A 13,387-nucleotide genomic window follows, 5' to 3' on the forward strand; every position below is an offset into this window, starting at 1 on the left:
ACTCTGCGGAGCGCCGTTTCCGTCGGCGAAAGCTCGTCGCGGTCATGCAGTTCGTCGGTCCGCCTGGTTCATTGTGTCTGCCACGGCACCAGAGCAGCGCCATTGCCCTCTTTCCCGTCAGTATTTGTGGATTGCTCTTCGATTTCTTACATATAGGATGTTGGGGTGTTGTAGCATCATGTGGCCTGTGGATCGCGGGCAGTGAATGCGATAACGCCTTGAACGTGCATATGGTCCTAGGTGCCGTCGCCAGACGGCAGGGAGTGAAGGAATGTCCGGCTTTCAAAGGCTGAATATCGTGCGGAAGACAGGCTTGGCTGGCAGCGTCGCGGCGCTTGCGATGGCTGCCTTTTCTTTCACTGGCAATCCGGTGGCTGCCGCGAGCTGTCGTTCCGATGCCATGGCCGGCATAGACTGGCGCGAATGCAACAAGCGCCTCCTGATGCTGGGCGGCAGCAATCTCGACTCGGCGATGCTCTACGGTACGGATTTCACTTATACGGATCTGCGCGGTTCGTCGCTGAAGGGCGCTAACCTTGAGAAGGCCAAGCTCATCCGCGCTGCCCTTGGCGAGGCGAACCTTCAGGGCGCCAATCTGACGAAGGTGGAAGCCTATCGAAGCGATTTTTCCGCCGCCGACGCCACCAACGCGAAATTCGTGAATGCCGAAATGCAGCGAACCAAATTCGAAAACACCAAGCTGGACGGCACGGATTTCACCAAGGCTGAACTCGGCCGCGCCGATTTCGAGGGCGCAACGCTGAACGGCTCGAAATTCTCGCTCACCAACCTGTCGCGGGCCCGGTTCGGTGGCGCGAAGCTGGGTGGCCCGGTCGATTTCACCAGCGCCTTCCTGCTGCTGACTCGGATTGAGGGGGTCGATCTTTCCACGGCCACCGGCCTTGACCAGAAACAGATCGACATCGCCTGCGGCGACGCCAAGACCAAACTGCCGAATGGCCTGACGGCGCCCGCCTCCTGGCCGTGCCCGGAAGATCCCGACGACGAGTGATAAAAGGCCGCGCGGTTTTGCGCGGCCCGAACCTCGCCGTAAGCGGAAGGGAAGCGTTCGCCATGCGAACGCTTCATCGGCGATCAGAAGCCCGAAAGCACGATCTTGCCCTTGGCCTTGTTGCTCTCGATCAGTGCATGCGCCTTGATAAGATTTGCGGCATTGATGGTGCCGAAAACCTCGGTCAGCGTCGTCTTGATCTTGCCGGCATCGACAAGCTCGGCCACGTGGTTGAGCAGCTTGTGCTGCTCGATCATGTCAGGCGTCTGGAAAACGGCGCGGGCGAACATCATTTCCCAATGGATGGATATGCATTTGCGCTTGAACGCCATGATGTCGAAACCGCCAGCCGGATCGTCGATCAGGGCGAAACGGCCCTGCGGTGCGATGGTCGCCACGCTGTCGGCCGCGTGGATGTCGCTGTGGGTGGTGGAGAAGACGAAGCCCGGCGCACCAAGGCCAAGCGCTTCCACCTGCGGCGCGATGGGTTTGCTGTGATCCACGACGTGATGCGCGCCGAGCTCCTTTACCCATTCGATCGTTTCCGGCCGCGAGGCAGTCGCGATCACGGTCAGGTCGGTCAGCGCCCGCAGAAGCTGAACGGCGATGGAACCGACGCCGCCCGCGCCGCCGATGACGAGAACGGCGCTGGCTGCACCCGGAACCGGCTCATTCACCCGCAACCGGTCGAATAGGGTCTCATACGCGGTGATGGCGGTCAGCGGCAGGGCGGCGGCTTCCTCGAAATTCAGGGACTTCGGCTTGGCACCGGCGATGCGCTCGTCGACCAGATGGAATTCGCTGTTGGAGCCGGGACGGTTGATGACGCCGGCGTAAAACACCTCATCACCCGGTTTGAACAGCGAAACCTTGTCGCCAACGGCCTTCACCACACCCGCTGCATCGAAGCCGAGCACACGGGCCTCGCCGTTTTCCGGCGACTGGTTCCGACGTACCTTGGTATCGACGGGATTTACCGAAACGGCTTTCACCTCCACCAGAATGTCGTGTCCCTTCGCTTCCGGCTGTGGCAGATCGATGTCGATGAGGGCATCCTTGGCAGTGATGGGCTGGCTCGTCCTGTAACCGATGGCGCGCATGAAAAGTCTCCTTTGCTTGTTTGCGTGCCTCTTACTTGATACATATGAACAACGATCGCAAGAATGCACATTTTGTGATGATACATACAAAAAGGATACTGTGATGTCGCGACCACGCGCCAAGCTCACCGGCAACTTTCCCGGCTGCCCGGTGGAATCGGCCCTGAGTTTTCTCGATGGCAAATGGAAAGGCGTGATCCTCTATCACCTCATCAATGAGGGGACCCTGCGCTTCAACGAACTGCGCCGCCATATTCCAAGTGTCACCCAGCGCATGCTGACCAAGCAGCTGCGGGAACTGGAGGAGGCGGGTTTGATTTCGCGGACCGTTTTCCCCGTCGTGCCGCCGCGCGTGGATTATGCGTTGACACCGCTTGGCGAGACGATGCGGCCGGTGATTTCGGCGCTGAAAAGCTGGGGCGATGCGCACGTCGTCTGCAAAAACGGCGCGAAATACACGCAGCTTCCGCAGGTGGCGGAGAAGGCGGCCTGAAAGAAATCACGGGTAAGAGCGCGTGCCGGGACATCATTTTTCATGGTGCGATGCAACACGGATTTGCCCCGATTGATGCATAATGCTGCGATCTCGATTCGCAGCAGGGACATCAAAGCACATGAGCATGGGTTGGATGGAGGCCGGATTTCTCGGTCTTTTGCAAGGACTTACGGAGTTTCTCCCAATTTCGTCGAGCGCGCATCTGAGGATCGCCGGGGAGTTCCTGCCCTCCGGCGCCGACCCCGGCGCTGCCTTCACCGCCATTACCCAGATCGGCACGGAAATGGCCGTGCTGGTCTATTTCTGGTCCGACATCATGCGGATCGCTGCCGCCTGGCTCCGGCAAAACCTTCGTCTCGGCCCCTATGACAAGGCCGATGCACGTCTCGGCTGGCTGATCATCGTCGGCTCCGTGCCCATAGTGCTGCTTGGCCTTCTCTTCAAGGACGCCATCGAGCATTCGCTCCGAAACCTCTACATTACTGCCGTGATGCTGATCGTGTTCGGTATCGTTCTTGGCGTCGCCGACAGGATCGGGAAAAAGCGCTACAAGCTCAACCAGCTGATCTGGCGTGATGGTATCCTCTTCGGTTTCGCGCAGGCCATGGCGCTCATCCCCGGCGTTTCGCGTTCCGGCGGCACCATCAGCGCCGGCCTGCTTCTGGGTTATACCCGCGAGGCGGCGGCCCGTTATTCCTTCCTGCTCGCCGTACCCGCCGTCTTCGGCTCCGGTTTCTACCAGCTGTTCAAAAGCATCGGCGAAGACAATCCGGTGGGCTGGGGCCCGACAGGCCTCGCGACCCTGATCGCCTTCATCGTCGGTTACGCCGTTATCGTCGTTTTCCTGAAGCTGGTTTCGACCAAAAGCTACATGCCCTTCGTCTGGTACCGCGTGGTCATCGGCTTCGTCCTGCTTGGGCTTTTGGGAACCGGCGTCATCAGCGCCGGCGGCTGAAGGGCTTCGCCAGTTGACCGGATACTATTAAGCTGAGTGGCACCATCCGTACTCCGTCACCCCGAACTTGATCCGGGGTCCAGCGCGATCAAGTCATTGATCGCAAAAGACTCTTCTCACGGTGCAGACGCGCCGTGGCTGGATGCCGGATCAAGTCCGGCATGACGGAGGAGAGATTATGACGTGCCGCGAAATGTAGAAGGCCCGCTCTTTCGAACGGGCCTTTGTGTTTAGAGCAATGTACCGCTCAAGATCACCAGCGCCACCGAGAAATAGATGACGAGCCCGCTGACATCCACCAGCGTGGCGACGAAGGGGGCCGAAGCGCTGGCGGGATCAAGCCGCAGACGTTGCAGCACGAAGGGCAGCATGGAGCCGGCGAGCGAACCGAAAGTGACGATACCGACGAGGGCCGCAAAAACCGTGGCACCAACGAGCAGCCAGTGCTCACCGTAGTCGTAGAAGCCAGCCTGCTGCCAGACCGTGAGCCGCAGGAAGCCGATGGCGCCCAGAATGCAGCCGAGCGTCAGGCCCGTCGGGATTTCCCGAAGCAGCACCCGCCACCAGTCGGAAAGCTTCAGTTCGCCCAGCGCCAGCGCCCGGATGATGAGCGAAGTGGCCTGCGAACCGGAGTTGCCGCCCGAAGACATGATGAGCGGTATGAACAGCGTCAGCACCACGGCCTTTTCCAGCTCGCCTTCGAAATGCTGCATGGCGCTGGCCGTCAGCATTTCGCCGAGGAACAGTGCTGCGAGCCAGCCGGCGCGCTTGCGGATCATGTCCGGAAAGCCGATCGTCATGTAGGGCTTGCCCAGCGCCTCCATACCACCGAACTTGTGGGCGTCTTCCGTGGTATCGGCGATCATGGTGTCGATCACGTCGTCAACGGTGACGATGCCGAGAATATGCGAGCGGTCATCCACTACGGGCAGCGCCAGAAGGTCGTGCTTGCGGATCAGCCGCGCGACATCCTCCTGTGACATCAGGGGGCTCGCACAGACAATGCCTTCCTTGGATGCGACCGAAAGAATGGAGGCGCCCGCTTCGCCGGTCAAAAGGCGGCGCAGCGTCACGACGGTGGTTAGCGTCCCGTCCTCGGCCAGCACATAGATGGCATAGACCGTTTCACGCGACCGCTCGACGACGCGGATGTGCGAAAGGGTCTGTTCCACCGTCCAGTTGTCCGGCACGCTAACGAATTCCGTGGTCATGATCGAGCCGGCCGTGCGCGGCGGGTAACCCATCAGGTGCTTGATGGAGAGCGCCGTGGTGCGGTCCAGCCGGGCAAACAGCTTGGCACGCGGTTCTTCGGCCATTTCCGCCATGACGTCGGCCACGCGGTCGTCCGACATCAGGTTGACGAGGCGCGCGGCCTGTTCGACCGGAATATCGGCTATGATCGCGGCGGCACCATGCAGTTCCGGCCGGTCGAGAATGGCGACGGCCTTTGCCTGCGGCATGGCGAGAAGGGCGGCTGCGGCGGCGCCGACATCCAGCGTGTTGAGGTGCTCGACGCGTTCGGCAATGGTGGTGGAGCCGGCATTTCCGCTACGAAGAAGGCGTGCGGCCTTGCTGGCCCTCTGGGAGAGGTTGTGGAAGTTCATGATTGCTCACCTTTCCGTCGATTCGCCGATCACGGCGAACGCGGTGGTGAGCCGACAGCGGTCGGATCAGTTCACGTTCGCCGGTCTCGGCAAAGGCAATCGACTGCTACTGTCGCTAGACATCTAATGATGCTCCGTTGAAATCCGCGCCGTGCCCAAGGCATGCGCGTAAGGCCGTGTTGCGCCTGAAACCGGAAAGAGTCAAGCGCCCGATTGTGAATTTTCCGTAAGCTTCGAAAGGGCCGGGTCAAGCCGCCTTTTGACGCCTCTCTACGGTGACGGAAACAAGAAAAACGCCAAGCCCGAGAAGGGAAAGAACGGCGCCCACATAACCCGTCGAGGCGTAACCGAAGCCCATGGCTATGACGAGGCCGCCGAGCCAGGCGCCAAGCGCATTGGCGATGTTGAAGGCGGAATGGTTCGAGGCGGCAGCCAGCGTCTGCGCATCCTGCGCCACATCCATCAGCCGCGTCTGTACGGCCGGGCAGGCGGCAAAACCGCAGCCGATCAGGAAGACGCAAAGGCAGAGCATGAAGGGATCCTGCGCCGTCATGCCGAAAACAGCCATGACAAGCACATTGAAGGCCAGCATGCCGCCAATCGTGCCGTTGAGCGAGATATCGGCGAGCCTTGAGCCGACGACATTACCGACATTCATGCCGATGCCGAACAGCGCCAGCACCACGGAGACCGTGGAAACCGGCATCATCGCCACGTCAGTCGTGGTCTTCGCGATATAGCTGAAGACCGAGAACATGCCGCCAAAGCCGACGGCGGCAATGGCGAGCGTCAGCCATACCTGTACGCGGCGGAAGGCGCCGAGTTCGCGCCATACGCTGGCGCCTTCTTCCACCCTGTCACGCGGCTGGAACAGCCAAAGCAGGGCCACCGTCAGAAGTGCGATGCCGCCGACAAGCATGAAAGCCGCGCGCCAGGACAGCAGCTGGCCGAAGAAGGTGGCGAGCGGAGTGCCGAGCAGGGTGGCGATGGTGAGGCCGAGCATGACGCGGCCAACAGCGCGGGCGCGCTTGTGGATTGGCGCCATCGAGGCCGCCACGAGCGCCGCAACGCCAAAATAGGCCCCATGTGGCAGGCCGGTGATGAAGCGCAGAATGGTGAAGCTCACAAAATCCGGCGCGACGGCGCTCAGGATGTTTCCAGCCGCAAAAAGTCCCATCAGACTGAGAAGCAATGTCCGGCGCGTGATGCGCGCGGCGAGAACCGCGATGATCGGCGCGCCAATGACGACGCCCAGCGCATAGGCGGTGATGACATAACCCGCTTCCGGCACCGTGACGCCATAGGTCGAGGCGACGTCGGGCAAAAGGCCCATGATGGCGAATTCGCCGGTACCGATGCCAAAACCGCCGGCAGCCAGCGCCAGCTCTATAAGCGCAATGGCAAGTGGGGAGAGGACCACGGCAGGCGCAGCCGTGTAAACGGTTTCATTCTCCCCGCCAGGGCGGGCTTCGGAGATGTTCGAGTGGCTCATCGTGACCTGAAAGCGGGAAGGGCCCACAGAAAAAAGGGCAAGACCGTATGGGAGCGGTCTGCCCTGACTGGAGATGCGCGGTCATGAAAATGACCTTAAGTGACCTCTAACATGAAATGATGCGTTGCGGTAGAGCGATTCTCGGCAAAAGACGATCTTCACGCGATGGTGTTCGGAACTCTATATAAGGCCAGGCATTTACGCGCGGCTGCGAATGTTACGGGACCGGGTTGGAAACATGAAGCTCATTGCAATTTTCAATCGTGACGGCGGCACATTTCGCACCACCGACATGGAAGCCTATTGTGATCATGCCCGCGAGGTCTTCACCCGCGCCGGACACGTGATCGATTGCCGTCTTGTCTCCGGAAAGGACGTCGTCGAGGAAATGGAACGCGCCGCCGAGGAGCCGGGCATTGAAGGCATTATTGCCGGCGGCGGAGATGGCACCATTTCGGCGGCTGCCGGCATTGCCTGGAAACAGGGCATCGCGCTCGGCATCGTGCCGGCCGGCACCATGAACCTCTTCGCCCGCTCGCTGAAGCTGCCGCTCGACATTCGTCAGGCACTGGAGACGCTGGCGAATGGCGAGATTGCCAGTGTCGACATCGCCAGCGCCAATGGCCGCCTCTTTGTCCACCAGTTTTCCGCGGGCCTGCATTCGCGCATGGTGCGCTATCGAAACAATCTCGCCTTTGCCTCCCGTCTCGGCAAGATCAAGGCGAGCATCCGCGCCGCCATCAGCGTCATCCTCAACCCGCCTGTCTTCGAGGTGGAATACACCGTTGATGGCCGGACGCAGCATCGAAAGGTATCCGCCATTTCCGTCTCCAACAATGAATTCGGCCAGAATTCGCTGCTGGTGGCGGATAACGTCTCCGGCGGCCATCTGGGTTTTTATCTCACCGATCCGTTACGGCCGTCCGGTGTCGCCAGACTCGCCCTGGATATTCTGCGCGGCAAGTTCAAGCAGAATGCCGCCGTGACAGCCATGACCGTGACGGATGTGGAGCTGCATTTTCCCAAGAAACGCCATGATGTCCGCTGCGTCATCGATGGCGAGCTGCTGCCGATGGAACGCGACGTGGCGCTGGAAGTGCACGCCGGCGAGTTGAAGGTGCTGGTGGGGCGGGCGTTCTTCGCTTAGCACAAACCGACTGTGAATTAGGCCATCGCCGCCTGTTCTTCTGCCGGCGGGGAGAAAAACAAGCGGCGATGCCGTATCCTCCCTAGCCCCCGAAAACCTCCAGTCTTGCCAAATCGAAGCCGCCCGGCCATGGTCGGCGGGTGCGATGGCGTGCGCGCTGTCGCTTCTATGGGAGTGCGATCTGTCATGAATGAAATCTCCAACCCCCTCTCCAACCTTGCTGCCATCGATGCCGCCCATCATCTCCATCCCTTTTCAGACATGGGCAAGCTCAACGCCGCCGGCACCCGCATCATCGAGCGCGCGGAAGGGGTGTTCATCTACGACAGCACCGGCAGGAAATATCTCGACGCTTTCGCAGGCCTCTGGTGTGTGAATATCGGTTACGGACGCCGCGAGATCGCCGATGTGGTACGGCGTCAGATGAACGAGCTCCCCTACTACAACGCGTTTTTCGGCACCACCACGCCGCCCGCGACGCTGCTGGCGCAGAAGATCGCTTCGCACGCCGGGCCTGGCATGAACCACGTGTTCTTCACCAATTCCGGCTCGGAAGCCACCGATACCTGGTTCCGCATGGCGCGGGTCTACTGGAAGGCCCTCGGCCATTCCGCGAAGACGAAGGTTATCGCCCGCCGCAACGGCTACCACGGCTCGACGGTGGCCGGAGCCTCGCTGGGTGGCATGAAGTGGATGCACGAGCAGGGCGGCCTGCCCATCGATGGCGTCGCCCATATTGGCCAGCCCTATTGGTATGCCGAGGGTGGCGATCTTTCTCCGGCCGAATTCGGCCTGAAGGTGGCTCGCGAACTCAATGAGAAAATCGACGAATTGGGCGAGGAAAACGTTGCTGCTTTCGTGGCCGAACCGATTCAGGGAGCCGGTGGCGTCATTGTACCGCCGGAGACCTACTGGCCGGAAATCGCCCGTATCTGCAAAGCGCGCAATATTCTGCTAGTCTCCGATGAGGTGATCTGCGGTTTCGGTCGCCTGGGCTCCTGGTTCGGCTACCAGTATTTCGGCGTGGAGCCGGACTTTGCCCCCATCGCCAAGGGCCTGTCCTCGGGTTATCTGCCGATTGGCGGCGTGGTCGTGTCGGATCGGGTGGCGGAAGTGATGTTGTCCGAGGTCGGTGATTTCAACCACGGCTTCACCTATTCCGGACATCCCGTCTGCGCCGCCGCCGCGCTGGAAAATCTCCGCATCATCGAAGCGGAGGGTCTGGTGGAGCGGGTGCGCGACGATATCGGCCCTTATTTTTCCGAGGGCTGGAAAAGCCTTGAGGATCACGAACTGGTGGGCGAAGCCGTCAATGTCGGCTTGATGGGTGGACTGCAGATCACGGTGGACAAGGCGACCCGCAGACGCTTCGGCAAGCCGGACGATGTTGGTATAACGGTGCGCAATCATTGCCTTGCAAACGGCCTCGTCATGCGCGCAACGGGCGACCGAATGCTGGCTTCGCCGGCGCTGACCATCAGCCGTTCGGAAGTGGATGAGATCATAGAGACGTTGCGCAAGGGGCTCGACCACCTGCGTGATACGCGCGAGCATTTCTAGGGAAAGTGGACACCGGTTTTCCGTTAAAGAATGCGAAAAGAGATGCCAAGGGAGGACTGAAATGGCAGGACAGGAACACCATTACGCCGTAAAGGTGACATGGACGGGTAATCGCGGCAAGGGCACGTCGGGCTATGGCGACTACGAACGCGACTACACGATTTCCACCGAGGGAAAGGCTGATATAGCCGGCTCGTCCGATCCGGCTTTCCGTGGCGATCCCGCCCGCTGGAACCCTGAAGACCTGCTGGTCGCTTCGCTCTCGGCCTGCCACAAGCTCTGGTACCTGCATTTCTGCTCGGTCAACGGCATCATCGTCGAAGACTATGTCGACGATGCCGAAGGCACGCTCGTCATGGAAAAGGATGGCGCCGGGCAGTTCAGCGAAGTGGTGCTGAAACCGGTCATCACCATCTCGAAGGGCGATCCCGCCCGGGCGGATGCGCTGCACCATGACGCGCACGACAAGTGCTTCATCGCGCGGTCGGTGAATTTTCCGGTGCGGGTGGAGGGGACCGTGAAGGTGGTTTGAGGCTCATGCCAGTTGCAGACCGAGATGATCGGCCATCGGCTGAAAGTCTCGGTCGTTTTGCAGCAGCTTATGGCCATGCTCAATACAGTAGGTGCCGATGATGAGGTCGTTGCTTTTTCTAATCGTATAGCCGTGATTGCGTAGAAAGCGATAATTTGCGGCAGCCTTGATGGCGAGTTGGGGAGACATCATCGCGACGCAGGGAAATTCTCCCAGCATTTGTTCAAGATGCCGTGCATGATGACCGTCCCGTGCGCCTCTAAGCACCTCAAGAAGAATGATATCGCCGATCAGAACTTCGCCCTGCGCCATTAAGGCGCGAAACTTGGCGGAGAGAGTTGGCATGTCTTTTCGAATGAATGAAATCCAGGCAGAGCTATCTGCTACGATCATTTTCCCTTCTTCACATCCCAATCCGTTTCAGCGTCCCAATCCGTCCGCATCTCGTCCAGATTGCCCTCCCAATCCGTGCCTTCCAATGCATCGAGGGCACGCATCTGGCGGTGAATTCGCACCAGATCGCGCAACGCCTTCTCCACCGTCGCCTTTTTTGTCGAAAGGCCGGTAATTTCCATCGCTTCGGCGATCAAGGCGTCATCAAGATCAATATTCGTACGCATGGATAATCCTTGGTGTATCGATTTTCAAAATCATACACCAAGGCATGCTTCTGCGATATCTCTTTTTACTGGAACGCCGTCTCGTAGAAGCTTCTGAGCTTGCGCGAGTGCAGCGTTTCCGTCGGCATGGCGGCAAGCTTCTGCACGGCGCGGATGCCGATCTGCAGATGCTGGGCGACCTGGGTGCGGTAAAATTCCGTCGCCATGCCTGGCAGCTTCAATTCGCCATGCAGTGGCTTGTCGGAAACGCACAGCAGAGTGCCGTAGGGCACGCGGAAGCGGAAGCCGTTGGCCGCTATGGTGGCGGATTCCATGTCAAGCGCGATGGCGCGGGACTGCGACAGGCGCTTGACGGGACCGGCCTGATCACGGAGCTCCCAGTTGCGGTTGTCGATGGTAGCGACGGTGCCGGTGCGCATGATGCGCTTCAGTTCGAAGCCCTCGTAACCCGTGACTTCGGCGACTGCACCTTCCAGCGCCAGCTGCACTTCGGCAAGCGCCGGGATAGGCACCCACACCGGCAGGTCGTCGTCAAGCACGTGGTCTTCGCGCACATAGGCGTGGGCCAGAACGTAGTCGCCCAGCCGCTGGCTGTTGCGCAGGCCGGCGCAATGACCAACCATCAGCCACGCATGCGGGCGCAGCACGGCGATGTGGTCGGTGATCGTCTTGGCGTTGGAGGGGCCGACGCCGATATTGACGAGCGTAATGCCGGCATGACCTTTTTTCTTCAGGTGATAGGCCGGCATCTGCGGCAGTCGGGCCAGCACCGCGTCCGTCTCGGGCTTATCGGAACCCGCATGGGTGATGATGTTGCCCGGCTCCACAAAGGCCGTGTAACCCTCGCCGCCATTCTTCATCATCTGCCTCGCCCAGGCAGCGAATTCGTCGATATAGAACTGGTAGTTGGTGAACAGCACGAAGTTCTGGAAATGGCTGGCGCTCGTCGCCGTATAATGGCTGAGGCGCGCCAGCGAATAATCGATGCGCTGCGCCGTAAAGGGCGCAAGCGGCGCCGGCTCGCCCGGCACCTGATCATATTCGCCATTGGCGATGAGATCGTCGGTATTGTTGAGATCGGGCGTATCGAAGAGATCACGCAGCGGCACGTCTGACAGCGACGAAGCCGCCGCTGCCTCGACATACGCGCCTTCACCGAAAGCGAAATGCAGCGGAATGGGCGTAGCCGATTCCGACACCGTGACCGGAACGCCGTGGTTCTTCATAAGAAGCCCCAGCTGTTCCTTGAGATAGTGGCGGAAAAGCTCAGGCCGTGTGATCGTTGTCGTATAGACGCCGGGCGCGGTTACGTGGCCATAGGAAAGGCGGGAATCGACATGGCCGAAAGTGGCGGTCTCGAGGCTGACCTGCGGGTAGCAGGCGCGGTAACGCCCGGCAATCGGCGCGCCCTTGGCAAGGTCTGTGAAGGAATTGATCAGGAACGCCGTGTTGCGTTCGTAGAGCGCGCTCAAAGCCGCAACAGCTTCTTTCGGGTCCGTGAATGTCTGCGGCGCGAAGGGCTCTGGACTGATGAAGGTGAGGGGCGGAATCGTTGGTTTTGCTATTGTCATGGCCCATTATAAGAGGCCAATTTCGACAGGCAAGCGACAGAAATACGAAGAAACTGAAAAGAAACGCGAAAATGCAGCCGGACAATGCTGGCGCGGCAGAAACTCAGCCGAGCGCGCCGCGCTGGAGGCTCATCAGCAGCACGAAGCCGGCGCCTTTGGAGGCGGGGCGGGGATCGGCCTTGTAAACCGCAAGTCCGGCCACCGGGCCGAGAAAGATCGAGGCCATCAGCATCAGCCGCAGTGCGGAGAACAGGCCGTTGGAAAAACTGGTGGTCATTGGCCGGTCCTCACAATACGACGGGGCAATTGGCGGCGGGCGCCGGGCCGTGCTGGCATGCGATTGCCGCACCGGCATTCACGCGCTGGAAACTGCGGTTCGGATTAACGACGAGCGAGGCGAAGGACATGGCGAAGATCGCCATGAGAAACGCGAAGATTGCCAGTCGGCTGATCAGCTTTGTCATGTCCATTCCCCTTTATCGGAGTTGATGGACAGAGTTTTGCCATAGTCGGACTGAACGCACCCTGAGGCCCCGGTTCATATGGTGTTCAGGGATGTTAACGGGCGGTGACATGGCGGATTGATGCCGCAGTGGTGCGCATGCCCAGCTTCAGGACAGGGGGATGTCCGCGCCTGGCGCAAGATCGGTTAGCAGTTTCTCCAATTCTTCACCTTGGGTCACGTCGACAATCGGCACCCGGTGTTCCTGCGCGGATGCCAGCATCTCGGTGTTCTCACGTAGCGAGCGTTCGATGAAGGCGTCCATGATCCGCTGCCTCATCGCCGTTGCATCTTGGTAGCGTGCTTCAGAGCGCATTCTTTCGAGAAGAAAATCATTGTCGGCATGAAGAAATACGCCCGCCACCGTGCTGTCGAGGAGAGGCGATATGAACTCCGGTCGCAGGGCGGCGCCCTCGAAGATCGTCGTAGTCCCTGTGCCGGATCTTCTGTCAATCATCGCGCGGATCAGCGGCCAGATGTTCTGGTGATGGACCTTGAGAAACCAGTGGATCGTATCCGCCGACAGCTGTGTGTAATATTCCTCAACCGGCACCGGAATACCCGGCCATGGCCTCCCCGGATGGCGGGCGAGACTGTCGGTCGATATCGCCTCGCAGCGCAGCCTTTCGCTGAGCAGGCCGGCCAGCGTGCTTTTGCCGACATGCGAGGTGCCCGCGATCAGAATTGTCGAAAGGGTGGGGCGCATATCGTTGCTCTCATTGGCATCGGATGCAGCGATAATAAACGGATATATGGTTTCCATGCGACGTCTGTTCGCAGCCTGCGCGCGATTCCT

General features: G+C 60.1%; 15 protein-coding genes. 6 read left to right on the forward strand and 9 right to left on the reverse strand.

Going from position 1 to position 13,387, the window contains the following annotated elements:
• Window positions 1-271 precede the first annotated feature (271 nt).
• Window positions 272-1,012 carry a pentapeptide repeat-containing protein gene (locus tag HQN82_RS03130; protein ID WP_004440847.1) on the forward strand — a complete coding sequence of 247 codons (741 nt, stop codon included), beginning with the start codon at window positions 272-274 and terminating at the stop codon, window positions 1,010-1,012.
• A gap of 83 nt (window positions 1,013-1,095) precedes the next feature.
• Here the strand turns inward: HQN82_RS03130 and HQN82_RS03135 are convergent, their stop codons facing one another.
• Window positions 1,096-2,112 carry a zinc-binding alcohol dehydrogenase family protein gene (locus HQN82_RS03135; RefSeq protein WP_037091498.1) on the reverse strand — a complete coding sequence of 339 codons (1,017 nt, stop codon included), beginning with the start codon at window positions 2,110-2,112 and terminating at the stop codon, window positions 1,096-1,098.
• Window positions 2,113-2,215: 103 nt separating this feature from the next.
• Here HQN82_RS03135 and HQN82_RS03140 point away from each other — a divergent pair, with 103 nt between their 5' ends.
• Window positions 2,216-2,605, forward strand: a complete 390-nt coding sequence (locus HQN82_RS03140; RefSeq protein WP_004440851.1) for a winged helix-turn-helix transcriptional regulator — start codon at window positions 2,216-2,218, stop codon at window positions 2,603-2,605.
• 121 nt (window positions 2,606-2,726) lie between these two features.
• On the forward strand, window positions 2,727-3,563 hold the full coding sequence (locus tag HQN82_RS03145) for an undecaprenyl-diphosphate phosphatase (protein ID WP_035210175.1): 837 nt from the start codon (window positions 2,727-2,729) through the stop codon (window positions 3,561-3,563).
• A 230-nt stretch (window positions 3,564-3,793) separates the two neighbouring features.
• Here HQN82_RS03145 and mgtE read toward each other — a convergent pair whose 3' ends face one another.
• Window positions 3,794-5,167, reverse strand: coding sequence for a magnesium transporter (gene mgtE / locus HQN82_RS03150; protein ID WP_004440855.1), 1,374 nt, complete (start codon window positions 5,165-5,167; stop codon window positions 3,794-3,796).
• 247 nt (window positions 5,168-5,414) lie between these two features.
• Window positions 5,415-6,659: an MFS transporter gene (locus HQN82_RS03155; RefSeq protein ID WP_112766904.1), complete on the reverse strand. Its 1,245-nt coding sequence runs from the start codon at window positions 6,657-6,659 to the stop codon at window positions 5,415-5,417.
• A gap of 238 nt (window positions 6,660-6,897) precedes the next feature.
• Here HQN82_RS03155 and HQN82_RS03160 point away from each other — a divergent pair, with 238 nt between their 5' ends.
• The 3 genes from HQN82_RS03160 to HQN82_RS03170 all read left to right on the forward strand — a co-directional run bounded on the left by HQN82_RS03160 (window position 6,898) and on the right by HQN82_RS03170 (window position 9,898).
• Window positions 6,898-7,806: a diacylglycerol/lipid kinase family protein gene (locus HQN82_RS03160; protein ID WP_037091492.1), complete on the forward strand. Its 909-nt coding sequence runs from the start codon at window positions 6,898-6,900 to the stop codon at window positions 7,804-7,806.
• 186 nt (window positions 7,807-7,992) lie between these two features.
• The gene (locus HQN82_RS03165) at window positions 7,993-9,366 is read left to right on the forward strand and encodes an aspartate aminotransferase family protein (RefSeq protein WP_162699448.1); all 1,374 of its coding nucleotides are present in this window, start codon (window positions 7,993-7,995) and stop codon (window positions 9,364-9,366) included.
• A 61-nt stretch (window positions 9,367-9,427) separates the two neighbouring features.
• Window positions 9,428-9,898, forward strand: a complete 471-nt coding sequence (locus tag HQN82_RS03170) for an OsmC family protein (protein ID WP_112766906.1) — start codon at window positions 9,428-9,430, stop codon at window positions 9,896-9,898.
• A 3-nt stretch (window positions 9,899-9,901) separates the two neighbouring features.
• Here the strand turns inward: HQN82_RS03170 and vapC are convergent, their stop codons facing one another.
• The 6 genes from vapC to HQN82_RS03200 form a co-directional block, all read right to left on the reverse strand.
• Entirely contained in the window at window positions 9,902-10,291 is a 390-nt protein-coding gene (gene vapC, locus HQN82_RS03175; protein WP_112766907.1) for a type II toxin-antitoxin system VapC family toxin, read from the reverse strand.
• On the reverse strand, window positions 10,288-10,518 hold the full coding sequence (locus HQN82_RS03180; RefSeq protein ID WP_006699381.1) for a type II toxin-antitoxin system VapB family antitoxin: 231 nt from the start codon (window positions 10,516-10,518) through the stop codon (window positions 10,288-10,290). Before HQN82_RS03180 ends, vapC begins: the two co-directional genes overlap by 4 nt.
• 65 nt (window positions 10,519-10,583) lie before the next feature.
• On the reverse strand, window positions 10,584-12,089 hold the full coding sequence (amn, locus tag HQN82_RS03185; RefSeq protein ID WP_004440865.1) for an AMP nucleosidase: 1,506 nt from the start codon (window positions 12,087-12,089) through the stop codon (window positions 10,584-10,586).
• A 103-nt stretch (window positions 12,090-12,192) separates the two neighbouring features.
• Complete coding sequence (locus HQN82_RS03190; protein ID WP_004440867.1) at window positions 12,193-12,366, reverse strand: hypothetical protein; 174 nt, start codon at window positions 12,364-12,366, stop codon at window positions 12,193-12,195.
• Window positions 12,367-12,376: 10 nt separating this feature from the next.
• The gene (locus HQN82_RS03195; protein ID WP_035210174.1) at window positions 12,377-12,559 is read right to left on the reverse strand and encodes a hypothetical protein; all 183 of its coding nucleotides are present in this window, start codon (window positions 12,557-12,559) and stop codon (window positions 12,377-12,379) included.
• Between the two features lie 141 nt (window positions 12,560-12,700).
• A complete protein-coding gene (locus tag HQN82_RS03200) occupies window positions 12,701-13,297 on the reverse strand; it encodes an AAA family ATPase (protein WP_112766921.1) in 597 nt (198 codons plus the stop codon).
• Window positions 13,298-13,387: the final 90 nt, after the last annotated feature.

It is taken from the genome of Agrobacterium pusense (genome assembly GCF_013285525.1).
In the GTDB taxonomy this organism is placed as follows: Bacteria; Pseudomonadota; Alphaproteobacteria; order Rhizobiales; family Rhizobiaceae; genus Agrobacterium; species Agrobacterium pusense.